30 protein-coding genes are annotated in these 26,606 nt (G+C 41.6%); 27 read left to right on the top strand and 3 right to left on the bottom strand.

Features of this window, described 5'->3' with window-relative positions:
- Positions 1-200 precede the first annotated feature (200 nt).
- On the top strand, positions 201-1,439 hold the full coding sequence (locus QM887_RS03725; RefSeq protein ID WP_414270569.1) for a bifunctional folylpolyglutamate synthase/dihydrofolate synthase: 1,239 nt from the start codon (positions 201-203) through the stop codon (positions 1,437-1,439).
- Positions 1,440-1,525: 86 nt separating this feature from the next.
- Entirely contained in the window at positions 1,526-1,951 is a 426-nt protein-coding gene (locus QM887_RS03720; RefSeq protein ID WP_414270568.1) for an SP_0198 family lipoprotein, read from the top strand.
- Between the two features lie 133 nt (positions 1,952-2,084).
- On the opposite strand, the gene QM887_RS03715 is transcribed toward QM887_RS03720, so the two are convergent.
- On the bottom strand, positions 2,085-2,897 hold the full coding sequence (locus tag QM887_RS03715) for a Cof-type HAD-IIB family hydrolase (protein WP_414270566.1): 813 nt from the start codon (positions 2,895-2,897) through the stop codon (positions 2,085-2,087).
- A gap of 196 nt (positions 2,898-3,093) precedes the next feature.
- On the opposite strand from QM887_RS03715, the gene QM887_RS03710 reads away from it, so the two are divergent.
- From QM887_RS03710 to QM887_RS03680, 7 genes are all read left to right on the top strand, one after another.
- Positions 3,094-4,515, top strand: a complete 1,422-nt coding sequence (locus QM887_RS03710; RefSeq protein WP_414270564.1) for an NCS2 family permease — start codon at positions 3,094-3,096, stop codon at positions 4,513-4,515.
- Between the two features lie 281 nt (positions 4,516-4,796).
- On the top strand, positions 4,797-5,240 hold the full coding sequence (tsaE, locus tag QM887_RS03705; protein ID WP_414270563.1) for a tRNA (adenosine(37)-N6)-threonylcarbamoyltransferase complex ATPase subunit type 1 TsaE: 444 nt from the start codon (positions 4,797-4,799) through the stop codon (positions 5,238-5,240).
- Positions 5,230-5,751 carry an N-acetyltransferase family protein gene (locus tag QM887_RS03700; protein ID WP_414270562.1) on the top strand — a complete coding sequence of 174 codons (522 nt, stop codon included), beginning with the start codon at positions 5,230-5,232 and terminating at the stop codon, positions 5,749-5,751. The genes tsaE and QM887_RS03700 overlap by 11 nt, the downstream gene beginning before the upstream one ends.
- A 4-nt stretch (positions 5,752-5,755) precedes the next feature.
- Positions 5,756-6,775 carry a biofilm formation/cell division transcriptional regulator BrpA gene (brpA, locus tag QM887_RS03695; protein WP_414270561.1) on the top strand — a complete coding sequence of 340 codons (1,020 nt, stop codon included), beginning with the start codon at positions 5,756-5,758 and terminating at the stop codon, positions 6,773-6,775.
- A 79-nt stretch (positions 6,776-6,854) separates the two neighbouring features.
- On the top strand, positions 6,855-8,123 hold the full coding sequence (locus QM887_RS03690; protein ID WP_414270560.1) for a competence/damage-inducible protein A: 1,269 nt from the start codon (positions 6,855-6,857) through the stop codon (positions 8,121-8,123).
- A 41-nt stretch (positions 8,124-8,164) separates the two neighbouring features.
- Positions 8,165-9,319, top strand: a complete 1,155-nt coding sequence (gene recA / locus QM887_RS03685; RefSeq protein ID WP_045762591.1) for a recombinase RecA — start codon at positions 8,165-8,167, stop codon at positions 9,317-9,319.
- 176 nt (positions 9,320-9,495) lie between these two features.
- Positions 9,496-9,690: a PspC domain-containing protein gene (locus tag QM887_RS03680; RefSeq protein WP_075229618.1), complete on the top strand. Its 195-nt coding sequence runs from the start codon at positions 9,496-9,498 to the stop codon at positions 9,688-9,690.
- Positions 9,691-10,044: 354 nt separating this feature from the next.
- Here the strand turns inward: QM887_RS03680 and QM887_RS03675 are convergent, their stop codons facing one another.
- The gene (locus QM887_RS03675) at positions 10,045-10,599 is read right to left on the bottom strand and encodes a GNAT family N-acetyltransferase (protein ID WP_414270559.1); all 555 of its coding nucleotides are present in this window, start codon (positions 10,597-10,599) and stop codon (positions 10,045-10,047) included.
- A gap of 121 nt (positions 10,600-10,720) precedes the next feature.
- On the opposite strand from QM887_RS03675, the gene QM887_RS03670 reads away from it, so the two are divergent.
- Positions 10,721-12,091, top strand: coding sequence for an MATE family efflux transporter (locus tag QM887_RS03670; protein WP_414270558.1), 1,371 nt, complete (start codon positions 10,721-10,723; stop codon positions 12,089-12,091).
- A 96-nt stretch (positions 12,092-12,187) separates the two neighbouring features.
- Positions 12,188-12,904 carry a YebC/PmpR family DNA-binding transcriptional regulator gene (locus tag QM887_RS03665; protein WP_045762594.1) on the top strand — a complete coding sequence of 239 codons (717 nt, stop codon included), beginning with the start codon at positions 12,188-12,190 and terminating at the stop codon, positions 12,902-12,904.
- A 221-nt stretch (positions 12,905-13,125) separates the two neighbouring features.
- On the opposite strand, the gene QM887_RS03660 is transcribed toward QM887_RS03665, so the two are convergent.
- Entirely contained in the window at positions 13,126-13,800 is a 675-nt protein-coding gene (locus QM887_RS03660) for a CD20-like domain-containing protein (protein ID WP_075227885.1), read from the bottom strand.
- A 207-nt stretch (positions 13,801-14,007) separates the two neighbouring features.
- Here QM887_RS03660 and QM887_RS03655 point away from each other — a divergent pair, with 207 nt between their 5' ends.
- The 16 genes from QM887_RS03655 (at position 14,008) to QM887_RS03580 (ending at position 26,493) form a co-directional block, all read left to right on the top strand.
- Positions 14,008-14,469 carry a MarR family winged helix-turn-helix transcriptional regulator gene (locus tag QM887_RS03655; RefSeq protein WP_049509874.1) on the top strand — a complete coding sequence of 154 codons (462 nt, stop codon included), beginning with the start codon at positions 14,008-14,010 and terminating at the stop codon, positions 14,467-14,469.
- Positions 14,453-16,222 (top strand): ABC transporter ATP-binding protein, encoded by a 1,770-nt coding sequence (locus tag QM887_RS03650; RefSeq protein WP_414270557.1) that lies wholly within the window; start codon positions 14,453-14,455, stop codon positions 16,220-16,222. The genes QM887_RS03655 and QM887_RS03650 overlap by 17 nt, the downstream gene beginning before the upstream one ends.
- Entirely contained in the window at positions 16,212-17,972 is a 1,761-nt protein-coding gene (locus tag QM887_RS03645; RefSeq protein WP_414270555.1) for an ABC transporter ATP-binding protein, read from the top strand. The genes QM887_RS03650 and QM887_RS03645 overlap by 11 nt, the downstream gene beginning before the upstream one ends.
- 67 nt (positions 17,973-18,039) lie before the next feature.
- Complete coding sequence (locus QM887_RS03640; protein ID WP_414270553.1) at positions 18,040-18,396, top strand: DUF2200 domain-containing protein; 357 nt, start codon at positions 18,040-18,042, stop codon at positions 18,394-18,396.
- 2 nt (positions 18,397-18,398) lie between these two features.
- Complete coding sequence (locus QM887_RS03635; protein WP_414270551.1) at positions 18,399-18,902, top strand: phosphatase PAP2 family protein; 504 nt, start codon at positions 18,399-18,401, stop codon at positions 18,900-18,902.
- 118 nt (positions 18,903-19,020) lie between these two features.
- Complete coding sequence (locus QM887_RS03630) at positions 19,021-19,467, top strand: LytTR family DNA-binding domain-containing protein (RefSeq protein ID WP_000776599.1); 447 nt, start codon at positions 19,021-19,023, stop codon at positions 19,465-19,467.
- Positions 19,468-19,471: 4 nt separating this feature from the next.
- Positions 19,472-20,146: a LiaF transmembrane domain-containing protein gene (locus tag QM887_RS03625; protein ID WP_414270549.1), complete on the top strand. Its 675-nt coding sequence runs from the start codon at positions 19,472-19,474 to the stop codon at positions 20,144-20,146.
- A gap of 106 nt (positions 20,147-20,252) precedes the next feature.
- On the top strand, positions 20,253-20,441 hold the full coding sequence (gene rpmB / locus QM887_RS03620) for a 50S ribosomal protein L28 (protein ID WP_001140948.1): 189 nt from the start codon (positions 20,253-20,255) through the stop codon (positions 20,439-20,441).
- 150 nt (positions 20,442-20,591) lie between these two features.
- The gene (locus QM887_RS03615) at positions 20,592-20,957 is read left to right on the top strand and encodes an Asp23/Gls24 family envelope stress response protein (RefSeq protein ID WP_000216431.1); all 366 of its coding nucleotides are present in this window, start codon (positions 20,592-20,594) and stop codon (positions 20,955-20,957) included.
- A 2-nt stretch (positions 20,958-20,959) separates the two neighbouring features.
- A complete protein-coding gene (locus tag QM887_RS03610; protein WP_248034428.1) occupies positions 20,960-22,624 on the top strand; it encodes a DAK2 domain-containing protein in 1,665 nt (554 codons plus the stop codon).
- Between the two features lie 164 nt (positions 22,625-22,788).
- Positions 22,789-22,995, top strand: a complete 207-nt coding sequence (locus tag QM887_RS03605) for a hypothetical protein (protein WP_049509882.1) — start codon at positions 22,789-22,791, stop codon at positions 22,993-22,995.
- Entirely contained in the window at positions 22,992-23,186 is a 195-nt protein-coding gene (locus tag QM887_RS03600) for a hypothetical protein (RefSeq protein ID WP_414270548.1), read from the top strand. The genes QM887_RS03605 and QM887_RS03600 overlap by 4 nt, the downstream gene beginning before the upstream one ends.
- A complete protein-coding gene (locus QM887_RS03595) occupies positions 23,173-24,057 on the top strand; it encodes an ABC transporter ATP-binding protein (RefSeq protein WP_414270547.1) in 885 nt (294 codons plus the stop codon). Before QM887_RS03600 ends, QM887_RS03595 begins: the two co-directional genes overlap by 14 nt.
- Before the next feature lies 1 nt (position 24,058).
- Positions 24,059-24,796: an ABC transporter permease gene (locus QM887_RS03590; protein WP_414270545.1), complete on the top strand. Its 738-nt coding sequence runs from the start codon at positions 24,059-24,061 to the stop codon at positions 24,794-24,796.
- A complete protein-coding gene (locus QM887_RS03585; protein ID WP_414270544.1) occupies positions 24,796-25,893 on the top strand; it encodes a histidine kinase in 1,098 nt (365 codons plus the stop codon). The genes QM887_RS03590 and QM887_RS03585 overlap by 1 nt, the downstream gene beginning before the upstream one ends.
- A complete protein-coding gene (locus QM887_RS03580; RefSeq protein WP_414270543.1) occupies positions 25,894-26,493 on the top strand; it encodes a response regulator transcription factor in 600 nt (199 codons plus the stop codon). It begins immediately after the preceding gene.
- Positions 26,494-26,606 lie beyond the last annotated feature (113 nt).

The raw sequence follows: 26,606 nt of genomic DNA, 5'->3' as shown, positions 1-26,606 counted from the left end.
ATGTTTTTAGCCCTGCTTCTAGAAAGAAGAAAAAGCAGGAACATCCAGTGGATGTTTTTACCCCAACTCCCAGAAACTGGATAGAGTTGGAACATTCGGTGGACGTTTTTAGCCTGACGCTAAAAATAAGATTTAGCTAGTATCTAGCAAAATGAGTAAAAAGCGAAGAGAATCTTCGCTTTTTTGTTAAGGAGATAAGCATGATTGAAGTAGAAAAATGGCTTCATAGTCGGATTGGATTGAATTTTAGATCAGGATTGGGACGGATGCAAAGAGCAGTAGATTTGCTGGGGAATCCTGAGCAAACCTATCCAATTATCCATGTGACAGGGACAAATGGCAAGGGGTCAACTATTGCTTTTATGAGGGAGCTTTTTGTTGCCCATGGGAAAACGGTTGGCACCTTTACTTCGCCCCACATTGTCAGCATCCATGACCGTATCTGCATTAATGGCGCCCCCGTATCGGACGCAGATTTTATTCGTTTAGCAGATCAAGTCAAGACGATGGAGCAAGAACTTCTAGAAACTCACGATCAGCTATCCTTTTTTGAGTTGCTGACCTTAATTGCTCTACTCTATTTTAAAGAACAAGGGGTAGATCTGGTCTTGCTGGAAGTCGGGATTGGCGGTTTACTGGACACGACTAATGTGGTAACTGGAGAGATTGCAGTTATTACTTCAATCGGCCTAGATCACCAGGAGACCTTGGGCGATAGTCTGGGAGCAATTGCAGAGCAGAAGGCAGGGATTTTTAAGTTAGGCAAGTCAGCCGTTATTGCCAACCTAGCACCGGAAGCACAGATTGTTTGTCAAAAGATTTCGGAAGATTTAGGTGTGACTCTCTATCAAGCTGACAAAGATTTTTCTTTCAAAGAAGGGCAGTTTTCTTCATCTCTTGCGGAACTGAGACAATTAAAACTAGGTTTGGAAGGAGTCTATCAAGAGGAAAATGCAGCTCTGGCCTTGCAAACGTTTCTATTGTTTATGACACAAAGAGGTGAAAAGCTCAATGAAGAGGTCATCCGACTTGCTTTGAAAACTACCAGATGGGCTGGGCGTCTAGAAGCTGTCACTGAGCACATCTATTTGGATGGGGCTCACAATTTACCAGCTCTAGAGCGTTTGGTTGAGTTTATCCAAGAAAAAATCCAGCAAGGGTATCAGCCTCAAATCCTATTTGGTGCCCTAAAGCGGAAAGATTATAGTGGAATGCTTACTTATTTAACAAAGCATTTACCTGATACAGCTCTCTATGTGACGAGTTTTGACTATCAGGGTTCCTTGGAAGAGCAAGACTTTGGAGATTATACAAGCATTGCTTCATATCGAGATTTTATAGATGGCTTTGAAGCTTCTGCAGGGGAGAAGGACTTGCTTTTTGTGACAGGTTCCCTCTATTTTATATCTGAGGTTCGTGCCTATCTTGTGAATGTTTGACCCCGCTCTCTTTATTTGATATAGTAGAGGTGAAATGGCTCAGTAGTATTATGTTGCTTCATAGTTGTTAAAAGAAAGGAGACCCTATGTCACTAAAAAAATTCACACTTTCTCTTGCTGCTTTGGCAAGTCTTAGTCTCTTAGTTGCTTGCTCCCCAAAAACGCAGTCAACTCCTTCCTCTCAAGCAAGTACTCGTGCAGAAGCGAGCACTAGTCAGAAATCGGAAACATCTGCTTCTAGTTCAACAGCTAGTTCAGTAACTAATATTGATGGAACCTATACGGGACAAGATGATGGCGACACCATTACATTGGTCGTTACTGGAAATACTGGAACATGGACGGAAGTAGAGCCTGATGGAAATCAGGAAATTAAAAAGGTAACCTTCGAACCAGAAAACCAGCGAGTCTTTGTTGGAGACGATATCAAGGTTTATGTAGCAGAAGAAAACCAGATTATCATTGATGATATGGATCGTGAGATTTCAGACCGTATTGTATTAAAGAAATAAACATTATTTATAGGGATTTGAATCTAAATAAACCAGATTCAAGTCCTTTTTCTTCCATCAATTTCTGGTAATTAAAAAAATCCATACTTGTAAGGTAGCTAAATTCTACCCTAAAAGTATAGATTGGATGAAGTTAAAGGAAAAATTCCTGTAAAAAGTGAGCAACTCCATCTTCCTCGTTGGTTAGTGGCAACTGTTGGTCAGCGAAAGGAAGTAGAGCAGGATTAGCATTTTTCATAGCATATCCTGTGCCTGCAAAGGAAAGCATCTCTTGGTCATTGTGTTCGTCGCCAAAGGCAATCAAGTTTTTTCTATCCACATTCATGACATTGAGGAGGTATTCAAGGGCAAAGGCCTTGTGAACACCTTTAGGTGTACATTCGAGGATGTTTAAAGGACCACCCCAAGTGTTAATATTTAGTTGGTGCTTGTAAAACTGATTCATCTCTTCTGCGAGGGCATATTTGTCACTTGCGCGAGTCTGCAATAAAATGCAGTTAGGATCCTTGGTGACAAGCTCAGAATTAAATTGATTTTCAGGTCTGAAGTTTTCAACACCAAATAACCTAGGGTCGGCAATCTCCTTGTCTGGAGCCGTAATGTAAAACTTTTTACGATATTCACCTGCGATAAAGTCTGCCTCGATTTCCTCTTTTCGTTGAACCATATCTAAGAGATATTTTTTATCAACAGTTAGGCATTTTTCATGGTCCCAAACCTTACCAGGCAGGTGAGTGAGTGAACCATTGAAATTGATCATAGGCGTTTCAAGTTCAAGCTGATCATAAAAATCTTTAGCCATACGATAAGGGCGACCTGTTGCAATTACGACATGGTGGCCCTTTTTAGATATTTGTTTGATAGTATTCTTGGTAAAATCCGATAGTTTGCTTTCGCCATTAAGTAAGGTACCGTCCAAGTCGACGGCAATCATTTTTTTAGTCATAAGATCCTCCCGAATCTAGTTTCAGATAAGATGTTTTCTATTATATCAAAAAGCGGAGAGAAAAGCTGATAATAAGCGAAAATAGCGAGAATAATATCTCATAAGAATTTTTAAAATTAGAAAAAACATCTTGAAAAGATGAATGATTGGTGATATAATGGTAGTATTGTTCGTAAAATGACAAAGGAGATTAAAAATGGACAAATTATTTAAACTAAAAGAGCACGGGACAGATGTCCGTACAGAGGTGCTTGCTGGTTTAACAACTTTCTTTGCAATGAGTTATATTCTCTTTGTAAACCCTCAAATGCTTTCGCAAACAGGAATGCCTGTTCAGGGTGTATTCTTGGCAACAATCATTGGTTCGGTTGTAGGAACTTCAATGATGGCCTTCTATGCGAATTTGCCATATGCTCAGGCACCAGGTATGGGTCTAAATGCCTTCTTTACCTTTACGGTTGTATTTGGGATGGGCTATACATGGCAAGAAGCCCTTGGTATGGTCTTCATCTGTGGGATTATTTCCTTGATTATTACATTAACCAATGTTCGTAAAATGATTATCGAATCCATTCCTACAACTCTTCGTTCAGCAATCTCAGCTGGTATTGGCGTTTTCCTTGCCTATGTCGGGATTAAGAATGCTGGTCTTTTGAAATTCTCAATTGACCCAGGGACTTATACAGTTGCAGGTGAAGGGGCAGATAAGGCTCAAGCAGCACTTACTGCAAACTCAGCAGCTGTTCCAGGATTGGTAGACTTCAACACTCCAGCTGTCTTGGTAGCTCTTGCAGGTCTTGCCATCACTATCTTATTCGTTGTTAAGGGGATCAAAGGTGGAATCATCCTTTCAATCTTAACAACTACAGTTCTTGCCATTGCAGTTGGTGTTGTTGATTTGTCTAGCATTGACTTTGCAAGCAACAACCTTTCATCAGCGATTAACGATTTGGGAACTTTGTTTGGCGCAGGTCTTGGATCAGAAGGTTTAGGGTCTTTGATTTCAAATACTTCTCGTTTGCCTGAAACTTTGATGGCTATTCTTGCCTTCTCATTGACTGATATTTTTGATACAATCGGTACTCTTATCGGTACAGGTGAAAAAGTTGGTATCGTTGCAACAAGTGGTGAAAACCATGAGTCAGATAAATTGGATAAGGCTCTTTACTCTGATTTGGTAGCGACTTCAGTTGGTGCCATTGCAGGTACTTCAAACGTTACGACTTATATTGAGTCAGCAGCAGGTATTGGTGCTGGTGGACGTACTGGTTTGACAGCTCTAGTAGTTGCTATCTGTTTCGCCCTATCTAGCTTCTTTAGCCCACTTCTTGCTATTGTACCTTCGGCAGCGACAGCACCAATTTTGATTATCGTCGGAATCATGATGCTCTCTAACTTGAAAAACATCCCTTGGGATGATATGTCAGAAGCAGTGCCTGCTTTCTTCACATCTATCTTTATGGGATTCAGCTACTCAATCACTCAGGGGATTGCAATTGGTTTCCTAACTTACACTTTGACGAAAATTGTCAAAGGTCAAGTTAAAGACGTACACGCTATGATCTGGATTTTGGATGCTTTGTTCATCTTGAACTACATCAGCATGGCTCTAAACTAAGGACAAAAACTTAAAAACGAGGGGGGCGGGATTTTTCCCGACCTCCTTTTTGTGGGCAGTGAACTTTTAAAATGCCTGATGATTGGTTTTTTACTATCCAAATATTTCTTAACCAAAGTTTCATTTTTAAGATTCATAAACTTTAACCATTCAGTCTATTGCTGATGCTCCGCTGGTCTGGGATTAGGAAAAGGAGATTTGGACCATCGATTTCTGTCCCACAACTTCGTTTTTTGTTGATGGAAATGTCACAAAAGAAAACTTTTTGGTATAATAGTAACATGTACACAAAAAATGAAGATGAGCTGATAGCACTTGGAAAAGAGCTGGGTTCTCTGCTAGAAAAAAATGATGTTTTGATTTTAACTGGTGAATTAGGTGCTGGGAAAACGACCTTAACAAAAGGTCTGGCAAAGGGGTTAGAGATTCATCAAATGATTAAGAGTCCAACCTATACCATCGTTAGAGAGTATGAAGGTCGTCTACCCTTGTATCATTTAGATGTTTATCGCATCGAAGGAGATGCCGACTCGATTGACCTAGATGAGTTCCTTTTTGGAGAAGGTGTAACAGTTATTGAGTGGGGGCATCTGCTAGGAGAAGACCTGCCTAAAGACTATCTAGAGTTAGAAATCTTGAAAACAGATGAGGGACGAGAAATTAACTTTCACCCTTATGGTAGCAGGGCTACAGACTTAGTAAAGAGGTTGACGGATGGAGTATGATCTTTTAATTCGTGAGGCAGAAATCCATGATGCCTCAGCCGTCATTAACCTTCTGGATCAGATAGGGCAAGAGTCGAATTTTACTAGTTTGGATGAAAATGGAATCTCAATGAGTGAGTCTGAGATGGGGTTGTTCATTGACCAACAAGCCCAGTCAGATAATCAAATCACCCTACTAGCTTTTTTGAACGATGATCTTGCAGGCATAATCAATATTACAGCTGACCAACGACCGCGGGTCCGTCATATCGGAGATGTTTTCTTGGGAATCAAGAAAGTTTTTTGGGGCTGTGGCCTTGGTAGTATCTTGATGGAAGAAGCGATTAAGTGGGCTAAATCTAGCGGTAGTATTCGCCGTTTACAATTGACAGTACAAAAACGTAATATAGCTGCCGTTCATTTGTATGAAAAAATAGGCTTTATCATAGAAGGATTACAGGAACGTGGTGCTTGTATAGAAGGAGGAGAGTTTCTAGATGTTTACCTGATGGGTCAACTGATAGACGAATAAGAGTATGGTAAAAAAAATAATTGGAATGTTTTTGGGTTTGGTCCTTGTGACGGTGCTAGGTGTAGGAGCTTATGCCTATACAATTTATCAGCAAGGTACGCAGACTCTAGCCAAAACCTATAAAAAAATCGGGGAAGAAACCAAGGTAATTGAAGCGACTGAACCTCTGACGATTTTACTGATGGGCGTGGATACAGGGAATGTTGAGCGTACAGACCCATGGGCAGGTAACAGTGATTCGATGATCTTGGTGACAGTAAACCCTAAAACCAAGAAGACAGTCATGATGAGTTTGGAGCGTGATATTTTGACGCAAATCCAGCAGCCAGATGGTAGTGTAAGAGAGGCTAAACTCAATGCTGCCTATGCTGATGGTGGCGCAGAGCTGGCTATTTCGACTATTCAAAAAATGATGAATATCCACATCGATCGTTATGTGATGGTCAATATGCATGGTCTTCAAAGAATGGTTGATGCCGTGGGTGGTATCACAGTAAACAACACTCTAGGTTTCCCAATCTCTATCCAAGACCAGGAACCATTTAATACGATTTCTATCGGTGTTGGGGAACAAACCCTAAATGGTGACGAGGCGCTAGTGTATTCACGTATGCGCTATCAGGATCCTGAAGGGGACTATGGTCGTCAAAAACGTCAGCGTGAAGTGATTCAAAAGGTTGTAGAGAAAATTCTCAGTTTGAACAGTGTGAGTCACTACCAAGACATTTTGAAGGCTCTTAGTGATAATATGCAGACAAATATTGAGATTACAACAACAACCATTCCTCAGTTGATGGGGTATCAGGATGCGTTTAAAAATATCGAAACCCAGCAATTACGTGGTGAAGGAGAGATGATTGACGGAATTTCTTACCAAATCGTTTCTGGTGAGCATATATTAGAGATGCAGAATCTCTTGCGCCGTTCAGTAAATCAACCTGAGTTAACTGAGTTGGAAACGAATATAGTCTTGTATGAGAATCTCTTTGGCCACTTGCCACCATCTTCTGAAGAGTCAGAATAACAAGAGACTATCCATCAAATCGTAGGAATTTTCCTGCGATTTTTTCAAAGAAATCCGAATAGGTAAGTAGGAGGGAAAAATGAAAGCAGAAATTATAGCTGTAGGGACAGAGATTTTAACGGGTCAGATTGTCAATACCAATGCTCAATTTTTGTCTGAAAAGTTGGCTGAAATTGGCGTGGACGTCTATTTTCAGACTGCTGTGGGAGATAATGAAAGTCGGCTCTTATCCTTGTTGGAGCTCGCTAGCAATCGTAGTAATCTGGTCATTCTAACGGGAGGTTTGGGTCCGACGGAAGATGACTTGACCAAGCAAACTGTGGCCAAATTTTTGGGCCGAGATTTGGTTTTTGATCCTCAAGCTCAGGCTAAACTAGATCGTTTTTTTGCTCAAAGACCAGACTATGCTCGTACTCCTAACAACGAGCGCCAAGCTCAGATTGTTCAAGGTTCAACTCCATTACCAAACGAAACAGGTCTAGCAGTAGGTGGCATGATTGAGGTGGCTGGGGTAACCTACGTCGTTCTACCAGGACCTCCAAGTGAATTGAAACCCATGCTCCTAAATGAGTTGTTGCCGAGATTGACAACAGGCTCTAAGCTTTATTCGCATGTCATGCGTTTCTTTGGCATTGGTGAAAGTCAGCTAGTGACCATTCTATCAGATTTGATTGACCAGCAAACGGATCCAACCATAGCGCCTTACGCTAAAACTGGAGAGGTGACTCTTCGCTTGTCTACCAAGGCTAAGAGTCAGGAAGAGGCGGATCGTGTTCTAGTTGAGTTAGCAGAGGAAATCCTTGAAAGAGAGACCTTTGAGGGGCTTTCTCTTCGAGAAATTTGCTATGGCTATGGAGAAGAAACCAGTTTGGCTAGCCTGGTGGTAGAAGAGTTGAAAAAGCAAAAGAAAACCATCACTGCAGCAGAAAGCTTGACGGCAGGACTTTTCCAAGCAACTTTGGCAGATTTTTCAGGTGTATCTGCTATCTTTAAAGGTGGCTTTGTGACCTATAGTCTTGAGGAAAAATCTAAGATGCTTGATATTCCACAAGCTGAATTGGAAAAACACGGAGTCGTCTCAGCCTTTACTGCTGAAAAAATGGCTGAACAGGCGCGCATCAAAACCCAGTCAGATTTTGGAATTAGTTTGACGGGAGTAGCTGGACCAGATAGTCTAGAAGGACATCCAGCAGGTACAGTTTTTATTGCTTTGGCGCAAGCTTCGGGTACAGAAGTTATCCAAGCCAATATCGCAGGCAGAAGTCGAGCAGATGTGCGAGAAATTGCAGTCCTACATGCCTTTAACCTAGTTCGCAAAGCTTTATTAAGTGCTGGAGATTTGTTATAATAGAAGAAGGTCTTAGGACTATTAGAATATAGGAGAACAAAATGGCGAAAAAACCAACAAAAAAATTAGATGAAATTGGCAAAAAATTTGGTGCTGATCGTGAAAAAGCCTTGAACGATGCCCTTAAATTGATCGAAAAAGACTTCGGTAAGGGATCAATCATGCGCTTGGGTGAACGTGCAGAGCAAAAGGTCCAAGTGATGAGCTCAGGTTCGTTGGCTCTTGATATCGCACTCGGATCAGGGGGTTATCCAAAGGGACGTATCATCGAAATCTATGGGCCAGAATCATCAGGTAAGACAACAGTTGCCCTTCACGCTGTAGCGCAAGCCCAAAAAGAAGGCGGAATTGCAGCCTTTATCGATGCGGAGCACGCGCTTGACCCAGCCTATGCAGCAGCGCTTGGTGTTAATATCGATGAATTGCTCTTGTCACAACCAGACTCAGGTGAGCAAGGTCTTGAAATTGCGGGGAAATTGATTGATTCAGGTGCGGTTGACCTTGTCGTTATCGACTCTGTTGCAGCCCTTGTTCCTCGTGCGGAAATCGATGGGGATATCGGAGATAGCCACGTTGGTCTCCAAGCTCGTATGATGAGTCAGGCTATGCGTAAACTCGGTGCTTCTATCAACAAGACAAAGACTATCGCTATCTTTATCAACCAGTTGCGTGAAAAAGTAGGGGTTATGTTTGGTAATCCAGAAACAACTCCTGGTGGGCGTGCCCTTAAATTCTATGCTTCTGTCCGTTTGGATGTTCGTGGAAGCACACAAATCAAGGGAACTGGTGACCAAAAAGATACGAGCGTAGGTAAGGAAACCAAGATTAAGGTTGTTAAAAATAAGGTAGCTCCACCATTTAAAGAAGCCTTTGTTGAAATCATGTATGGTGAAGGAATTTCAAGAACTGGTGAGCTTTTGAAGATTGCAAGTGATCTTGACATCATCAAGAAAGCAGGAGCATGGTATTCTTATAAAGACGAAAAGATCGGACAAGGTTCTGAAAATGCTAAGAAATACTTGGCAGATCACCCAGAAGTCTTTGATGAGATTGACCACCAAGTTCGTGTCAAGTTTGGCTTGATTGAAGATGATGCAGTAGCTGATGAAAAAGTTGCACCTGCGGAATCAGAAGTAGCTAATCAAGAAGTGACTCTTGACCTTGGCGATGATCTTGAAATCGAAATTGAAGATTAAAAAGTGAAAGTGGTGGAGGAATCCCCACTTTTTCTGTTATATGAGAATAAAGAAACAAGGTTATGAGAGCAGGAATGACAGATTTTCACCGTAAAAAGTAGGAAGACTATTGCAAAATATTTACTTTGATTATAAAATAAATTGAGAATAAAAGTAATGCTAAGGAGACTGTTGGTATGGAAAAACGTTTAGTTCGCAATGTTCAAGATAAAAAAATTGCAGGTGTTTGTGCAGGTCTTGCTGACTATTTAGATATTGATGCAACACTTGTTCGTGGACTTTGGATTCTTTTCACATTGCTAGGTGGATCAGGAATTCTTGCTTACCTCATTCTTTGGCTCATCATGCCTGAAGCAGGAACAGAAGCGTAAACTTTGTGACATCTTTATAAGATAAATCATGATAAGAGAGTGGGACAGAAATCGGTAATTCGTTAGAATTCGATTTCGTCGTCCTACCTCCGCACAGTTGAGTAGGGCTGTAAAAGCTGATGAAATCAGCGTAGTAGAGCCCACTCAACCACTGCGTCTTGCTCGACAATTCAAAGACAATTGAGAGGCTAGGACTTTTGTCCCAGTCTCTTATTTGTGATATGCGGTGATAATTTTTTCCAAGTTTTCATCTTATTTCGGAATCAAAAAAATCACCTGTAGTGCAGGTGATTGGGTATTCATTGTAGAGAAATTTGCAGTTTCTTACTGGGAAGTTCAAGACTGCAGTATAGGTTAGTGGTCGCTGAAACGACGGTACTCGATGTAGAAGTCGAAATAATTTTCTTCTTGCAATTTTTGGAAGATATCACGGTAGGCTTCTTCATCAAAGTGGTCGCCACGATATAGAATCTCAAAACTAAGACCTTCGTACTCCAAAAAAGCATTGGCGGTTTTGAAGCCATTTTGTGTATAGAATTCCATGCGGGATTTTCGCTGTTCGAGGTTATCGCATTCCTCATCCAAACGTTCAACTTCAAGAATCATGGTACGCTGGTAAAAATCAATCAGCTTTTCAATGATTTCTTTGCCATAGCCGTGGCTACGCAAATGAGGCATAATGGCAAAAAAACTTATGTAGAAAGCCTTTTGATTGGAAATGGCGAAGGCGAATCCTACAAATTCCTCTTCGTTGTAAAAGGCGAAAAAGTGGGCATCGTCTCGATCCTGATATTGTAAAAATTCAGATAGGGACACTCGCTCTTCTTCAGGAAAGGCTTCGATATTTAGCTTTTCAACTTTCTCAAGGTCTGGAAATACATCTGTAATTAATTGGCTGGTTAAGCTCATGCATAAACTCCTTTTCTGTCACGATTATACCAAATTGTTAGTTTCTAGGCAACCGCTTTCTTGGGAGTTAGAGGCTAAGTCTGACCTTGTTCCTCTTCTTGAAAGCTGATATAATAGACTTATGAATAAAAAATCAACTGTGGACCTGATTCATGGTCCCATCCTTCCCTCGCTTTTGAGCTTCGCCTTTCCAATCTTGTTGTCTAATATCTTTCAGCAACTCTACAATACGGCTGATATTTTGATTGTTGGACGTTTTCTAGGCCCATCCTCCTTGGCGGCTGTTGGAGCAACAACGGCTATTTTCGACTTGATTATCGGTTTTGCTCTCGGAGTTGGCAATGGAATGGGAGTGGTGATTGCCCGCTATTATGGAGCCCGTAACTTTTCAAAGATTAAAGAAGCTGTCGCAGCCACTTGGATTTTAGGGATTATCTTGAGTGTGCTTGTCATGTTGATGGGCTTTTTTGGTCTTTATCCACTCTTACAGTACCTAGAAACACCTGCAGAAATTCTCCCTCAGTCCTATGAATATATCTCCATGATTGTTAGCTGTGTGGGAGTGAGCTTTGCTTATAATCTTTTTGCAGGTTTGCTACGCTCTGTTGGCGATAGTCTTGCGGCGCTTGGTTTTCTTATTTTCTCAGCCATCGTTAATGTCATTCTGGATTTGTATTTTATTACACAATTGCAGTTAGGTGTTCAGTCTGCAGGTCTTGCAACCATTATCTCCCAGGGCTTGTCAGCTATCCTTTGTTATCTCTATATCCGAAAGAGTGTTCCAGAGCTCCTTCCTAGGTTGAAGGATTTTAAATGGAATAAGGCCCTCTATGTCGATCTCTTAGAGCAGGGGCTAGCCATGGGCTTGATGGGTTCAATCGTCTCTGTCGGAAGTGTTATTTTGCAATCCTCTGTCAATAGTTTTGGAGCAGTCATTATCAGTGCTCAGACAGCAGCACGCCGAATCATGGCCTTTGCCTTATTGCCAATGACGGCTATCTCAGCATCGATGACGACTTTTATCTCTCAAAACTTTGGTGCAAAACGTCCAGATCGCATTGTCCACGGTCTTCGACTAGGGAGTTATATCAGTATGGCTTGGGCAAGCTTTGCTTGTGTATTACTATTTTTTGCAAGTCCTAGCCTAGTTTCTTTCCTGGCAAGTTCGACAGACGGTTACTTGATTGAAAATGGGGCTTTGTACCTACGCATCAGTTCTGTATTCTATCCGTTTTTGAGTCTTTTATTGATCTATAGAAATAGCTTGCAGGGTCTCGGTCAAAAATTCTTGCCACTTGTATCAAGCTTTATCGAGTTTTTTGGTAAAATTATTTTCGTGGCTTGGATTATTCCTTGGACAGGTTATACAGGTGTGATTCTATGTGAGCCCCTTCTCTGGCTAGTTATGACTGCCCAACTTTACTTCTCACTTTCCAAACATCCATGGATCAAAGAAGGCAAAAAACTCTTGGCTACTGGCGGGAAATCCTAGCTTAATTTACAAAAGAAAATCCATTTCCTCTAGTGAAAATCGGATAGACTTGTGTTATAATAAGAAAGATTAAAATGTGAAAAAAGGAGATTCCTAATGGGACGTAAATGGGCCAATATCGTAGCCAAGAAAACGGCTAAAGATGGAGCTAACTCTAAAGTATATGCAAAATTTGGTGTAGAAATCTATGTAGCAGCTAAAAAAGGTGAGCCAGATCCAGAACTAAACACTGCTTTGAAATTCGTTATCGATCGTGCCAAACAAGCGCAAGTACCAAAACACGTTATTGATAAGGCTATCGATAAAGCAAAAGGAAACACAGACGAAACCTTTACAGAAGGTCGTTACGAAGGTTTCGGACCAAATGGTTCTATGTTGATTGTTGATACTTTGACTTCAAACGTCAACCGTACAGCTGCGAATGTTCGTGCTGCTTTTGGTAAAAACGGTGGAAACATGGGAGCTTCAGGTTCTGTATCTTACCTATTTGACAACAAAGGTGTTATCGTCTTTGCAGGTGAAGATGCTGATGCAATCTTTGAACTCTTGCTTGAAGCAGATGTCGATGTAGACGATGTAGAAGCAGAAGAAGGAACAATCACTGTTTACACAGCTCCAACTGATCTTCACAAGGCTATCGTTGCCTTGCGTGAATCTGGTATTGAAGAATTCCAAGTAACTGAATTAGAAATGATTCCTCAATCAGAAGTTGAGTTGTCAGGTGAAGATTTGGAAACATTTGAAAAACTTTACGGAGTCCTTGAAGACGACGAAGACGTACAAAAAATCTACACAAACGTGGACGGATTCTAAAAATAAAAATAACCCCTTTGAAAATTCAGTGTTTTCAAGGGGGTTGTTTATCTTGTGATAACAAAAGGGTAGGAAAGAAACAAAGATTTCTTTTGCTCAAAACGTTATTAGTAATCTATAATTGTCCATAATCCAATGGATTGTGGAAATATCCTGGTGTTGGGATTTAGAAATCGAGACTTGGTCTACCGATTGCTATTCCCGGCACCTTTTTAGTTATGTTAAACTTTCACTCCAGAATCAGATTGTTCTTTTCGGTCCAGTCCGACAGCAAATTTACGGATCAGAAGAAACTGGCCATTTTCTTGTTTTACGAAGGTGAGCACAACTGTCTTAGGATCTGAACTGATGGAGAGATAGGTGATTCTTTTTATTTCATAGTCTCCCATAACTGAATCTGTTTCTGAATCTGGGATTCCGTGTTTCCTGATAATATCTTTGTAGTTGCTGCCTCCCTTCCCGCTATCAGAAGTGTCCCCTTCTACCAAGGCATCGAACTGTTCCTGACTCCAAGTGAAGAATTCGGTATCCTCTTCGTCATCTTCCTCAGTTGTACTACTATCAGGAAGTTCATCATACTCCCCAGCATTAGTTGAAAAAGTGATGTTTCTATAGGGGTGACTAAAGGTTCTGGCAAGGTCAGTAAAGACATTAGTAGATAGAACTTGAGTTATTAAAACTAGGACAATGGAAATAAGACCTAAGGTTGTCCCGATGATAGCTAATGTTTTACGGTTTCTGAGATTGATGGCAATACCCAAAACTCCTAAAATCAAAGAGGCAATGGCAAGGAAAAATGATAGGATGTTTACAATAGGTATCCAAGAACCAAGAAGTGCCAGGGTTCCAAAGATGATGGCAAAGATTCCTAAGATTTTCTGTTCTTTTTGCTTCATTTGTGAATTACTCATTTCTAGTAAACTGGATTTGTGTTCGTGTGAGATAGTGTTTATTATAGATAAAATAAGAGCTGATGTCAATTTATACCGAGATAGTTCTCATAGAAACTTTTTTCTTGACATCTTTTCTGAAAATGATAAAATAGTTCTCATGAAAACCAATTGGTTCTCGTGAGAACTATTTATGTGTAAAAAGGAGCAATCATGGATAAGCCGATGTTAGCTTTTAAACGTTTTGGGCATCAGGTTCACCTTATGGTGCAACAGGAAGCTAAACGTTGTGGTATTGAATTTATGGGTGGACCGCAGGGCCAAGTCATACGATTTTTAGACTATCGTGAGGAGTCTGAACAGGCGGTGTTAATCAAGGATATTGAGCAGGAACTCAATATCACCAAGTCAGTCGCCAGTAATCTAGTGAAGCGCATGGTGCAAAATGGTTTGGTGGAGTTGGAGGTGAGTCCAAGTGATAAACGGGCGAAATTTGTTCACTTGACCGAAAAATCACGCTCTCAGATGAAACAAATCAAATCATTCTTTGATCGAATGAACCGTAGTTTGCTTGATGGCATTTCCGAAGAGAATCTCGCTATTTTTGAAGAAGTCATGGGCCAACTACAAGCAAATGTAGAAAAAATAGGAGGTAAGAATGAAGAAACTCGCTAAGCGTATCACAGGAAAAGAGTGGGGCATGATTCTAATAACTGTTCTCTTTACCTGTTTCTCGGTCTATCTAGAGTTAGAAGTACCGACTTACGTTTCAAAAATAACAGAATTACTCGGAACGCCAGGTACGGAGTTGGGAGACCTTTGGTCGCCAGCAACTAAGATGATGGGTTTGTCATTCTTAGCCTTCTTATCATCTGTAACAGTTGGATTTTTTGCTGCTCGAGTTGCAGCATCCTATACGGCTCATCTACGAAGCGATATTTTTAATCGAGTTCTGGATTTTTCACAGACAGAGATTAAACGTTTTTCAATCCCCAGTCTTTTGACTCGGACGACCAACGATATCACGCAGATTCAAATGCTTTTTACTATGGGACTCCAGGTGGTCACACGTGGACCTATCATGGCTATTTGGGCCATCGGTAAAATCCTTGGCAAGTCTGAATACTGGATTTGGGCAGTAGTGGTGGCTGTTATCGTCAATGTTCTGATGACAACTGTTCTCATGACTCTTGCCTTTCCGAAACAATCAGTTATTCAGAGACTCACGGATAAACTTAACAGTATCACTCGTGAAAGTTTGACAGGAATTCGGGTTGTTCGTGCATATAATGCTGAGGATTATCAAGATAAGAAATTCGAAGAAGCTAATGAAGAAGTCACGCGACTCAATCTCTTTGTTAGTCGCTTAATGGCCATTATGAACCCAATTATGCAGGCGATTTCTAGTGGCTTGATCCTTGCCATTTACTGGATTGGTGCCTATCTTATCAACGATGCTAGCCTGACAGAACGTCTGCCACTCTTTAGTGATATGGTAGTCTTCATGTCTTATGCCATGCAGGTCGTGATGGGCTTCTTGCTCATGGGTGCTCTCTTTATCGTCCTTCCTCGTACCTTGGTTTCTGCAGGACGTATCAATCAGGTGCTAGACTTGCATTCTTCTATTGAAAATCCTAGTCAACCACAGACGGCAGATTCATCTATTCAAGGTCAAGTGGAATTCCGTGATGTAACCTTCCGTTACTCTAAAAACTCAGAAGCGGTTGTGGAGCATGTCAGTTTCAAGGCAGAAGCAGGACAAACCATTGCCTTTATCGGATCAACTGGTTCTGGTAAATCGACGCTTGTGAACCTCTTGCCTCGTTTTTATGATGTATCTGATGGGGAAATCCTAGTGGACGGCGTCAATGTGCAGAACTATGATTTGGAAGACTTGAGGAATAAAGTCGGCTATATCCCACAAAAAGCTGTTCTCTTCTCAGGAGATGTCAAGGACAATCTAGACTTTGGTAAGAGTCCGGAGACTCCGCTAAGCGAGACTGCTATGTGGCAAGCTCTTGAATTGGCCCAGTCTAAAAGCTTCATCGAGGATAAGGAAGCAGGTCTAGCTTCAGAAGTGGCTCAAGGTGGGACTAACTTCTCAGGAGGTCAAAGACAACGTTTGGCCATTGCGCGTGCCTTGGCTCGTAAGCCAGAAATTCTCATTTTTGATGATTCGTTCTCAGCTTTGGACTACAAGACAGACCGTATCTTGCGCCAAGAATTAGCTGAAAAAACGCAATCTATGACCAAGTTGATCGTTGCCCAACGTATCTCAACCATCATGGATGCAGACTTAATCTTAGTCTTAGATCAGGGTAAAGTCGTGGGACAAGGCACCCACAAGGAACTTCTTGCGACCAACGAAGTTTACCAAGAAATTGCCTATTCACAACTATCGAAGGAGGAATTGGAACATGGAAAATAAGAAGCTGTCCTTTTGGAAACAATATAAACCTTTTCTAGCAGGCCTCCAACTTCCTCTACTAGTTGCGGTTGTGGCGGCTGTATGTTCAAGCATCATCACGGTGTATGGACCAACTAAGATTAAGGAAATCACCAACTTGATTTCAGATGGCTTGGCTACAGAAATCGATTTGGTAGCTGTGTCAAGTATCGCCAGCTTTTTAGCTATTTTGTATGTGCTTGGTGCCATTCTCAACTATATGCAAGCCTATATATTTTCAACTAGTATCCAACATTTCTCAAAACGTTTGCGAACAGCTATCGCTGAAAAAATCAATCGCTTGCCTCTAGGATATTTTGACCGTCATTCTCAAGGGGACACCCTTTCTCGTGTGACCAATGACGTCGATACGGCCGCTCAATCTCTCAACCAAAGTCTAGGGACCGTTATCTCAGCTAGCTTCTTGCTAATCGCTGTTTTGATTACCATGTTTGGCATGAACTGGATTTTGGCATTGGTAACAGTTGTTTCAACCCTTGTAGGTTTTGCTGCGGTTTCAGTCATTATGGCTAAGTCACAGGGTTACTTTAAAGCCCAGCAAAACAACCTAGCAGCTGTCAATGGTTATGTGGAAGAAATGTACTCTGGCCACAATGTTGTGACCAGCTATAATGCTGTGGATACTACTAAAGAAACATTCGCAGGATTGAATCAAAATCTACATGATAGTATCTGGAAATCTCAGTTTATTTCTGGCATCATGATGCCTGCTATGTTCTTTGTCGGAAACTTTAGTTATGTTTTGGTTGTTATCGTCGGTGCTGCCTTAGCTCTTGAAGGCCATATCAGTATTGGGATTATCGTAGCTTTTATGGTTTATGTTCGTACCTTCTCACAACCCTTATCACAAATTGCTCAAGGGATTACCAGCTTGCAACAGGCTAGTGCAGCTATGACACGTGTTTTTGAGTTTCTAGGAGAAGCTGAGATTGAAGATGAATCTCATAAGGAAACACAATTGTCTGGTATGAAGGGTGAAGTAGTTTTTGATCAAGTTTCCTTTGGTTACACACCTGAGCGAACCATCATTCATGACTTTTCTGCGACAGCTCATGCAGGGCAAAAAGTTGCTATTGTCGGGCCGACTGGAGCTGGGAAGACGACTATTGTTAATCTCTTGATGAAATTTTATGAGATTGATAAGGGAAGCATTCGCATTGATGGTGTGGATACCAAGAAGATGAAACGTTCAGAAGTACACGATGCCTTTTCAATGGTCTTGCAGGATACCTGGCTCTTTGAGGGAACTATTCGAGACAATCTCATTTATAATCAAACTGGGATTAGTGAAGAGCGCGTGATTGAAGCAGCAAAAGCAGTAGGAATCCACCACTTTATCATGACTCTACCAGATGGCTACGATACAGTTTTGGATGATACAGTGACCTTGTCAGTCGGACAGAAACAACTCTTGACCATTGCTCGTGCTCTACTCAAGAATGCTCCGCTCTTGATTCTTGATGAAGCGACATCCTCGGTAGACACACGTACAGAGGAGTTGATTCAGAAAGCCATGGACCGTTTGATGGAGGGACGTACGTCCTTTGTCATTGCCCATCGTTTGTCAACTATTCGTAATGCTGATTTGATTCTTGTCATGAAAGATGGAAATATCATCGAACAAGGAAATCATGAGGAGCTTATGGCTCAGGGTGGTTTCTATGCTGACCTCTACAATAGTCAATTTACAGAAGACGAAGCAGAAGAATAATAAACCCAAAGAAGGCTTGACGGCCTTCTTTTTCTTCTTTATACTGGTATAATAGAAAGAGGAATGTATGAGTCAGAAATTATACAATATGAAATTTTCTGCGGTCTATCCAGCCTTGATTGCAAAGGTTGAGCGAAAGGGTGGAAGGGCAGAGTCCGTTCACCAAGTGACCAGTTGGCTGACAGGTTATGAAGTGAGTGACATCCTTGCTTGTCTGGATAGGGACCTTACCTACGGAGATTTTTTTCGACAGGCACCGTCTTATGTACCTGAACGGATTGCGATTACAGGTAAGATTTGTGGGATTCGTATTGAGGAAATTGAGGACCCTCTGATGCAGGAAATCCGCCGTCTGGACAAATTAGTGGACTGGCTTGCCAAGGGGAAAACAGCCCAGCAGGTCCTAGAAAAGTATGAGAAATAGACATGAAAAACTATCAAGAGTGGTATGATAAAAGAAAAGCAAGTCTCCTTCAACATCCACAGCTATTACAATTGATGCGAGTTTTTAATCGCATAATGACAGTTCTGATGCCCTTAGCCTACTTGACTTTGTTGGGGACAAGTCTTATAAGCAAGGGCTTGGGGAAAGAATTTGCCACCTATATCTTAGTGCCAGCTTCTGGCTTTATCCTATTGACGCTGGTGCGTAAGTGGATTAATCAACCGCGTCCCTATGAAACTTGGGGAATTGTCCCACTATTAGACAAGGACAGCTCTGGGAATTCAATGCCTAGTCGCCACGTCTTTTCAGCGACTATCATTTCTATGGCTTGTTTTCACGCAAATCTGCCTGCAGGGTTGATGTTATTGGTCTTATCAGCTCTTCTCGGTCTGGTGCGGGTCTTGGGAGGCGTTCATTATCCCAAGGATGTTCTGGTTGGCTATGCCTGTGGACTCCTCTGGGGAATTCTTTTCTTTATTTTCTAAAATGCAAAGCAAGTGGGCTTGGCCTCGTAACCACTTACGGGTCAAAAGTGACCACTTGCTTTTTTGCCCTTGTAAAGTCCTCTGGCCTTTGGTATAGTAGATGCAGAAAGGAGATAGGATGAAGTTACGAATCGAGATTGATAGTGAATTAACTGAGACAGAGATTGTCATCAAGGCTGCAGCCCTGACAGATGAAATAGCTGACTTGCAACGACTCTTGCAAGAAACCAAGGCTCCTAGGTTGATTTTTTACAAGGGGACGGGTGAGTACTACTTAGACTTGTCGGAAATTCTCTTTTTTGAGACAGAAGGTAGCAAGATTTACGCTCATACCCAGAAAGAAGCCTACGAGGTTCGACTCAAGCTTTATGAGTTGGAGTCCATTCTCCCCCGCTATTTTAGTCGGGTATCCAAGTCGACCATTGCCAATATCCGGCAGGTTTACTCGGTGGACAAATCCTTCTCAGGTACAGGAACTATTTCCTTTTATCAGACCCACAAGGAGGTGCACGTGTCACGACACTACCAATCCCTCCTAAAAGAAAATCTAAGAAACATGAGGTAAGAACATGAAAAAGAAAGCATTTGGTATTGTATTGCTAGTATTGGCAGCTTTAGTATTGTTACAGGGAAGTTTTGGTATTCCTTCACTTGAAGGGAAGATTTGGCCCTTGATCGGTATTGGATTTTTTGCCTATCAATCAGTTGAAGCTTTGTTGCGTCGTCATCTGACATCAGCCTCTTTTACAGCCCTAGTGGCCCTCATGATTGCTAATCATTTTTATGACATTTTACCGATTCCCAATCAGTCATTGTTCTGGGCGGGAGTTCTAATCGTTCTCGGAGTAAGTATGCTGACTCATACTAACAGAACTTGGAATGGGAAAAAATGGTGGTATGACGGTGAAAAGACTATTCTGACAGACAAGGAAGTCGCTTTTGGGGCGGGTACATTTTACAAGCAAGACCAAGAATTGGTAGAAGACGAGTTTGAAGTCGGATTTGGGAATGCCAAAATCTATTATGACAATGCAGAGATGTTAGGTGATTTTGCTACTCTGAATATCGAAGTCGGATTTGGGAATGCAGTTATCTATGTGCCCCAACACTGGAGAGTGGACCTGAAGGTGGAAACTTTTTGTGGTGCAGCCAAGGCAGATGCCCCTGTAGCTCCAACCAGCAAAACTTTGATTATCCGTGGAGACGTGGCTTTTGGGAAATTGGGAGTTGTTTACGTTAAATAAAAAAATATTCCAATCCCCTTGCCAAAAAAGAGAAAGTGTGATAACATAGTACAGTATGTGGTGCTAGCACATCCGCTATATTAGATCTAATAGGAGGAAAACACAAATGGCTAAAGTATGTTACTTTACAGGTCGTAAGACTGTATCAGGAAACAACCGTTCACACGCGATGAACCAAACAAAACGTGCCGTAAAACCAAACCTTCAAAAAGTTACTGTACTTATCGATGGTAAACCTAAAAAAGTTTGGGCTTCAGCTCGTGCTTTGAAATCAGGTAAAGTAGAACGCGTTTAATAAAGAGTAAAAGGCCATCAGGTCTTTTTCTTTTGCTCTAAGCTCAAAATCACTTGTAAAAGGCGCAAATATCCGCCGATACAGTATTCTGCTTTTACACTTGGCTTGAAATATGATAAAATAGAGTATCAACTAGTTGAGGTAGAAAAAATGACTGTAAAAATTAATACAAAAGATGGTCAAATCGAACTAACAGATGAAGTGATTGCTACCGTTGTAGGCGGTGCAGCAACTGAGATTTTTGGTGTGGTCGGTATGGCAAGTAAGAAAGCCCTCAAAGATAATTTCCAAGCCCTCCTTGGGAAGGAAAATTATTCTAAAGGTGTCGTTGTAAAAGCGGCCGAAGATGGTAGCATTGCAGTTGATGTATATACCGTGTTGAGCTACGGAACTAAGATTAGTGAAGTCTCAAAAAATATCCAAGAGCGTGTTCGCTTTAGTTTGGAAAACCAACTTGGCATCACTGCTCAAACTGTGAATGTCTACATTCAAAATATCAAAGTTGTAGGAGAATAATCGTGTCAAATATTACTACAAGCTTATTTCAAGAAATGGTACAGGCTGCATCTACTCGTTTGAACAAGCAAGCCGAATATGTCAACTCATTGAACGTCTTCCCGGTTCCAGATGGAGATACAGGAACAAACATGGGAATGACTATCGAAAACGGTGCTAAAGAAGTAGCAGACAAACCAGCTTCAACAGTTGGTGAGGCTGCAAGTATCTTGGCTAAAGGTCTTTTGATGGGTGCGCGTGGGAACTCAGGAGTTATCACTTCTCAGCTTTTCCGCGGATTTTCGCAAGCCATTAAAACCAAAGAAGAGTTAACGGGAAAAGACCTAGCTCTTGCCTTCCAATCTGGTGTTGAAGTAGCCTACAAGGCTGTTATGAAGCCAGTTGAAGGAACAATCTTGACTGTATCACGTGGTGCTGCCATCGGTGCTAAGAAAAAAGCCGAGCAGACAGACGATGCTATTGAGGTTATGCGTGCAGCTTTGGAAGGAGCTAAAACAGCCCTTGCTAAGACTCCAGACATGCTTCCAGTCTTGAAGGAAGTTGGAGTTGTGGACTCAGGTGGTCAAGGTTTGGTCTTCATCTATGAAGGTTTCCTTTCAGCTCTTACTGGTGAATACAGTGCGTCTGAGGACTTTGTCGCTACTCCAGCCAACATGAGTGAAATGATCAATGCAGAACACCACAAGTCTGTAGCTGGCCATGTGGCAACAGAAGACATCACCTTTGGTTACTGTACAGAGATCATGGTTGCCCTTAAGCAAGGTCCAACTTATGCAAAAGACTTTGACTACGAAGAATTCCGTAACTACTTGAACGAACTTGGGGATTCACTTCTTGTTGTCAATGACGATGAAATCGTTAAAGTTCACGTCCATACAGAAGATCCAGGTCTTGTTATGCAAGAAGGTCTCAAATATGGTAGCTTGGTTAAGGTTAAAGTCGATAACATGCGTAACCAACACGAAGCGCAAGTGGAAAAAGAAGCTAAAGTCAGCAAACCAGCTGAAGAAAAAGAATATGCCCTTATCGCAGTAGTAGCTGGACAAGGCTTGGCAGACATCTTCCGCGCTCAAGGTGTAGATTATGTTATCGAAGGTGGACAAACCATGAACCCTTCGACAGAAGACTTTATCAAGGCTGTTGAGCAAGTCAATGCTCGTAACATTATCTTCTTGCCAAACAACAAAAATATCTTTATGGCAGCTCAATCTGCAGCTGAAGTGTTGGAACAACCAGCAGTAGTGGTAGAAGCTCGTACTCTTCCTCAAGGATTGACTAGTCTTCTTGCCTTCGATCCAAGCAAGTCTATCGAAGAAAATAAAGAACGCATGACTGCAGCTCTTGGTGATGTGGTCAGTGGTAGTGTAACAACAGCCGTTCGTGACACGACTATCGATGGTTTGGAAATCCATGAAAATGACAATCTTGGTATGGTAGATGGTAAGATCCTCGTATCAAACCCTGACATGCACCAAACTCTGACTGAAACTTTGAAACATATGTTGGATGAAGACAGTGAAATCGTAACCTTCTATATCGGTGAAGATGGAAGCGAAGAATTGGCTAACCAAATCGCCCAAGAAATCGCAGAAGAATTCGAAGATGTAGAAGTAGAAATCCACCAAGGCCAACAACCGGTTTATCCATACCTTTTCAGTGTGGAATAAGAATTGAATAGAAAACGAAAGAGGTCGGGATTTCCCGACCTTTTTTGATTTGGAAAGAATTCTATTTTCATAGCTGAGTGAACTTTTTATGACATTTGTCATATTTCCTCATGACAGAAGCTTCTAGTGGCACATGCTTCAAAGAATTATAATAGATGTATCAAATGGAGGAAGAAAAAATGAAACATAAAGTAATTGTCGCAATGAGTTTAGTAGCAGCAGGAGTCATGACTTATCTCATGTTCTCAGGATTGGATGAAGGTTTCTATCATTTTCCTTGGGAGTTGTTTGCAAGTTTTGGAATCATGTCTTGGTTGATCCGAGAAGGTTTGAAATTGGTCTCAGATGTGAAAAAGGAGTTTGAAAAATGAAAAAAGCGATTCTCTATCTCTTTATTGCACTATCACTAGTGGTATGGTTGGTCGAAACGTTTACAGGGTGGTTTGATCAAGCCTTCCTTCACCAAGTCATTCGCGGTGCTTGGGGTCTAGGATTTATGATTTTTATCGCCTTTCCGATGGGGAAGGAGTGGTTGAAAGGAGAATATCATGAACATGATTAAGGTAGAAAGCCTAAATAAAAACATCAAGGGCAAGGCTATTTTGAAGGATATTTCCTTTGAGGTAGCAGAGGGCGAATGCGTCGCCTTGATTGGTCCAAATGGTGCCGGTAAGACAACACTCTTGGACTGTTTGCTTGGAGACAAACTAGTCACCAGCGGTCAAGTATCCATCCAAGGTTTGCCAGTAACGAGTTCTCAGTTAGACTATATTAGAGGCTACCTTCCTCAAGAAAATGTCATCGTTCAGAAATTAAAGGTCAAAGAGTTGATTGCTTTCTTTCAAAGCATTTATCCAAATCCTTTGAACAACCAGGAAATCGATCAACTATTGCAGTTTGACAAGCAACAAAAAGAACAATTAGCAGAAAAATTGTCAGGTGGGCAAAAGCGTCTCTTTTCATTTGTCTTGACCTTGATTGGCCGACCAAAGCTTGTCTTTTTAGATGAGCCAACTGCGGCCATGGATACTTCAACCCGTCAACGTTTTTGGGAAATTGTCCAAGACTTAAAAGCGCAGGGGGTAACCATTCTCTATTCGTCTCATTATATTGAGGAAGTAGAACATACAGCGGACCGGATTTTGGTTTTAAATAAGGGAGAGTTGATCCGTGATACGACACCTCTAGCCATGCGCAGTGAGGAGATTGAAAAGCACTTCATCCTACCTCTAGTTTACAAGGAAGTCGTTGCGCAATCTAACTTGGTTGAAAACTGGTCACAAAAACAAGATGCCCTGCAAGTAGTCACACGCGAAGCAGATGCTTTCTGGGAACAGTTAGTCCAGGCAGGCTGTAGGATACAAGAAATTGAAGTCAATAACCGTAGCTTGCTAGATACAATCTTTGAAGAAACACAAAAGGGAGATGACTAAGATGAAACGATGGATTGCACTAAACAAGATAGAATTTCTATTGACCAAACGACAATTAGTCTATTATCTATTATCCGTAGGGATGCCGACGGCCTTCTATTTATTCTTTTCAGGCATGTACCAGGATACACCAGATGGGCCAGCTAATTTTATGCGCGACTACCTTATCTCTATGACGGCCTTTTCCATGATGTCGACAGCTATGTTTTCATTCCCAGCTGTTTTACATACCGATAAAATCAACAACTGGCAGAAAACATTACGCCATACTCCAGTAAATATGGTAGAATATTATCTATCAAAGATAACAAGTATGATAGTTGATTATTTGGTTTCAATCCTGGTTGTTTTCTCAGTTGGGCACTTGGTCAGAGGTGTGGATATGCCTTTAGGAAGCTGGATTGGGGCTGCGCTCTTGCTGATAGTAGGAAGTGTAGCTTTTGTAGCTCTTGGCTTGACCTTGACTCTCTTACCTTCTAGTCAGTTGATGTCTGTCGTAGGCAATCTTCTTTACTTTGGCTTGGCTGTGTTAGGCGGACTCTGGATGCCTGTCTCTTTATTTCCAGACTGGATGCAAGCAATCGGGAAGCGTCTACCAAGCTATCAGTTGATGGAATTGATCAAGACCTTCTTAAATGAGGGTGGCATCAATCTATCAGCCACAATTTATCTACTTGTTTTTTCAGCAGTTTTATTTGGTTTGACTATTTACCTTCAAGGTCATAAGGAGAATGCTTAATGCTTGAAAGACTAAAAAGCATACACTATATGTTTTGGGTCAGTTTAATTTTTATGATTTTCCCCATCCTACCTGTAGTGACTGGGTGGCTTTCTGTCTGGCATTTATTGATTGATATTCTATTTGTAGTGGCGTATTTGGGTATTTTAACAACCAAGAGCCAGCGCCTATCTTGGCTTTTCTGGGGGATCATGCTGACTTATGTAGTTGGTTATACTGCCTTTGTTGCTGTTAATTATATCTGGTTTTTCTTTTACCTTTCTAATCTCTTAATTTATCATTTCAGGGTGCGGAGTCTTCGTTCTCTGCATGTCTGGACTTTTCTCCTTGCTCAAGTTCTTGTTGTTGGACAACTCATGATGTTTCAGTCAGTCGAAACTGAGGCTGTAGCCTTTGAGCTTGGGATTCTTACTTTTGTCGATTTAATGACATTGGGTTTGGTTCGGATTCGTATTGTGGAGGATTTGAAAGAAGCTCAGGCTAAGCAAAATGCCCAGATAAATCTATTGCTTGCTGAAAATGAACGCAGTCGTATCGGTCAGGATTTGCATGATAGTCTGGGACATACCTTTGCTATGCTGAGTGTCAAGACAGATTTAGCCTTGCAGTTGTTTCAGATGGAGGCTTATCCACAGGTGGAGAAGGAATTAAAAGAAATTCACCAGATCAGCAAGGACTCCATGAATGAAGTGCGAACTATCGTGGAAAATCTGAAATCACGGACCCTAGCTTCAGAGCTTGAGACTGTTAAGAAGATGCTGGAAATTGCTGGGATTGAGGTTGAGGTTGATAATCAATTAGACAAGGCTAGTTTGACCCAGGATGTAGAGTCGACGGCTGCTATGATTTTGTTAGAACTGGCGACCAATATCATCAAGCATGCCAGCGCTGAAAAAGCCTATCTAAAACTGGAACGTACAGATCAGGAATTGGTTCTGACAGTCAGAGATGACGGGAAAGGATTTGCAACTGTAAAAGGAAATGAACTCCATACAGTCCGTGACCGTGCAGCAGCCTTCTCAGGTCAAGTAGAGCTGGTCAGTTTGAAAGATCCCACAGAAGTGCGCGTGCATCTGCCTTATAAGGAGAGAAAGTAGATGAAAGTATTAGTCGCAGAAGATCAAAGTATGCTTAGAGATGCCATGTGTCAGCTCTTAAGCTTTCAGCCAGATGTGGAGGCTGTCTTGCAGGTAAAAAATGGAGCCGAGGCTATCGAGGTTTTGGGGAAAGAAGCAGTAGATATTGCCATCCTTGACGTCGAAATGCCAGTAAAGACGGGACTAGAAGCGCTCGAGTGGATCAAACAAGAAGTGCCTGAAACCAAGGTGGTTATCGTTACGACCTTTAAACGTCCAGGCTATTTTGAACGAGCGGTCAAAGCAGGAGTCGACGCCTATGTCTTGAAAGAGCGAAGCATCGCCGAACTAATGCAAACCCTGCATACGGTGTTAGAGGGACGCAAGGAATATTCTCCAGAGTTGATGGAAGTCATGATGACCCATCCCAATCCCTTGACCGAGCAAGAAGTCGCTGTTCTACATGAAGTAGCGCAAGGTCTCTCCAACCAAGAAATTGCGGATAAGCTCTACCTCTCAAACGGCACCGTCCGTAATTACATGACCAATATCCTCTCCAAATTAGGCGCCAGCAACCGAACTGAAGCAGCCAAAACTGCCGAAGAAGAAGGCTGGTTGTGAGGGGGAAGAAAGAAAAAATCTCTTAGAAATGAATCTAAGAGATTTTTTTGTGTTGTTCAGCTCTATTTTGCTACCCAGCCGATGGCATCGCTTGGTGGGTTCAAAAATTTTTG

This window comes from Streptococcus infantis (genome assembly GCF_047460875.1).
Lineage (GTDB): Bacteria > Bacillota > Bacilli > Lactobacillales > Streptococcaceae > Streptococcus > Streptococcus infantis_AA.
The sequence above is the reverse complement of the archived record's forward strand: the minus strand, read 5'-3'. Positions and strand labels throughout refer to the sequence as shown.

Excerpts from the sequence above, each read along its gene's own strand:
- QM887_RS03585 (WP_414270544.1), top strand. The coding sequence starts at position 24,796 with ATGCTTGAAAGACTAAAAAGCATACACTATATGTTTTGGGTCAGTTTA.
- QM887_RS03595 (WP_414270547.1), top strand. The coding sequence starts at position 23,173 with ATGAACATGATTAAGGTAGAAAGCCTAAATAAAAACATCAAGGGCAAG.
- rpmB (WP_001140948.1), top strand. The coding sequence starts at position 20,253 with ATGGCTAAAGTATGTTACTTTACAGGTCGTAAGACTGTATCAGGAAAC.
- QM887_RS03715 (WP_414270566.1), bottom strand. The coding sequence starts at position 2,897 with ATGACTAAAAAAATGATTGCCGTCGACTTGGACGGTACCTTACTTAAT.
- QM887_RS03720 (WP_414270568.1), top strand. The coding sequence starts at position 1,526 with ATGTCACTAAAAAAATTCACACTTTCTCTTGCTGCTTTGGCAAGTCTT.
- QM887_RS03710 (WP_414270564.1), top strand. The coding sequence starts at position 3,094 with ATGGACAAATTATTTAAACTAAAAGAGCACGGGACAGATGTCCGTACA.
- QM887_RS03580 (WP_414270543.1), top strand. The coding sequence starts at position 25,894 with ATGAAAGTATTAGTCGCAGAAGATCAAAGTATGCTTAGAGATGCCATG.
- QM887_RS03605 (WP_049509882.1), top strand. The coding sequence starts at position 22,789 with ATGGAGGAAGAAAAAATGAAACATAAAGTAATTGTCGCAATGAGTTTA.
- QM887_RS03645 (WP_414270555.1), top strand. The coding sequence starts at position 16,212 with ATGGAAAATAAGAAGCTGTCCTTTTGGAAACAATATAAACCTTTTCTA.
- tsaE (WP_414270563.1), top strand. The coding sequence starts at position 4,797 with ATGTACACAAAAAATGAAGATGAGCTGATAGCACTTGGAAAAGAGCTG.
- brpA (WP_414270561.1), top strand. The coding sequence starts at position 5,756 with ATGGTAAAAAAAATAATTGGAATGTTTTTGGGTTTGGTCCTTGTGACG.
- QM887_RS03590 (WP_414270545.1), top strand. The coding sequence starts at position 24,059 with ATGAAACGATGGATTGCACTAAACAAGATAGAATTTCTATTGACCAAA.
- QM887_RS03600 (WP_414270548.1), top strand. The coding sequence starts at position 22,992 with ATGAAAAAAGCGATTCTCTATCTCTTTATTGCACTATCACTAGTGGTA.
- QM887_RS03700 (WP_414270562.1), top strand. The coding sequence starts at position 5,230 with ATGGAGTATGATCTTTTAATTCGTGAGGCAGAAATCCATGATGCCTCA.
- QM887_RS03635 (WP_414270551.1), top strand. The coding sequence starts at position 18,399 with ATGAAAAACTATCAAGAGTGGTATGATAAAAGAAAAGCAAGTCTCCTT.
- QM887_RS03625 (WP_414270549.1), top strand. The coding sequence starts at position 19,472 with ATGAAAAAGAAAGCATTTGGTATTGTATTGCTAGTATTGGCAGCTTTA.
- QM887_RS03690 (WP_414270560.1), top strand. The coding sequence starts at position 6,855 with ATGAAAGCAGAAATTATAGCTGTAGGGACAGAGATTTTAACGGGTCAG.
- QM887_RS03680 (WP_075229618.1), top strand. The coding sequence starts at position 9,496 with ATGGAAAAACGTTTAGTTCGCAATGTTCAAGATAAAAAAATTGCAGGT.
- QM887_RS03615 (WP_000216431.1), top strand. The coding sequence starts at position 20,592 with ATGACTGTAAAAATTAATACAAAAGATGGTCAAATCGAACTAACAGAT.
- QM887_RS03725 (WP_414270569.1), top strand. The coding sequence starts at position 201 with ATGATTGAAGTAGAAAAATGGCTTCATAGTCGGATTGGATTGAATTTT.
- QM887_RS03675 (WP_414270559.1), bottom strand. The coding sequence starts at position 10,599 with ATGAGCTTAACCAGCCAATTAATTACAGATGTATTTCCAGACCTTGAG.
- QM887_RS03660 (WP_075227885.1), bottom strand. The coding sequence starts at position 13,800 with ATGAAGCAAAAAGAACAGAAAATCTTAGGAATCTTTGCCATCATCTTT.
- recA (WP_045762591.1), top strand. The coding sequence starts at position 8,165 with ATGGCGAAAAAACCAACAAAAAAATTAGATGAAATTGGCAAAAAATTT.
- QM887_RS03665 (WP_045762594.1), top strand. The coding sequence starts at position 12,188 with ATGGGACGTAAATGGGCCAATATCGTAGCCAAGAAAACGGCTAAAGAT.
- QM887_RS03670 (WP_414270558.1), top strand. The coding sequence starts at position 10,721 with ATGAATAAAAAATCAACTGTGGACCTGATTCATGGTCCCATCCTTCCC.
- QM887_RS03640 (WP_414270553.1), top strand. The coding sequence starts at position 18,040 with ATGAGTCAGAAATTATACAATATGAAATTTTCTGCGGTCTATCCAGCC.
- QM887_RS03650 (WP_414270557.1), top strand. The coding sequence starts at position 14,453 with ATGAAGAAACTCGCTAAGCGTATCACAGGAAAAGAGTGGGGCATGATT.
- QM887_RS03655 (WP_049509874.1), top strand. The coding sequence starts at position 14,008 with ATGGATAAGCCGATGTTAGCTTTTAAACGTTTTGGGCATCAGGTTCAC.
- QM887_RS03630 (WP_000776599.1), top strand. The coding sequence starts at position 19,021 with ATGAAGTTACGAATCGAGATTGATAGTGAATTAACTGAGACAGAGATT.